The organism is Bacillus sp. FG16 (assembly GCF_057809515.1).
On sequence record NZ_JBMDKC010000340.1, the window covers coordinates 1 to 432 of the forward strand.

Annotated in this window: 1 protein-coding gene; it reads right to left on the minus strand. The window is 36.8% G+C overall.

The annotated features are described in order from the left end of the window. A partial coding sequence (locus ACODS7_RS32640) for an ISAs1 family transposase (RefSeq protein ID WP_488828708.1) occupies positions 1-351 on the minus strand: 351 nt, incomplete at its 3' end. Positions 352-432 lie beyond the last annotated feature (81 nt).

Here is a 432-nt window from a genome sequence, read left to right on the forward strand (position 1 = left end):
CGCATTACCGCGCATTGTTTTCCCATCAATATTGATAATTTTATTTATAGTGGAATCATTGGTTTGTATAAAAAACTGATTCCAATTTGTTTGCAGCTCATAAAGATATGTTGGATCGACTAATTGTAAGACACGGCCAATCGTATCATGAGAAGGCATACCATTTGGAAAAGAAAGATATTTGGCTAATGTCTCTGCATGGCATTCACCAAAAAATTCGATATCGACCAGTGTGTCTGCACCCGCAAGGGTGGCAATCAGGACAAGCCCAATTACATCCTGTAACGTATGTTTTACTTTATGTTGTTGTCTCGGATCTTCAATTTGAATTGTCTTCATAAAATTTTTCATGTTTCCATCTATCCTTGCACTTTTCCTTAAGAATAGCGCGTATATAACATCGGCTCAATATTTTTTCATGCGATTGTCCTG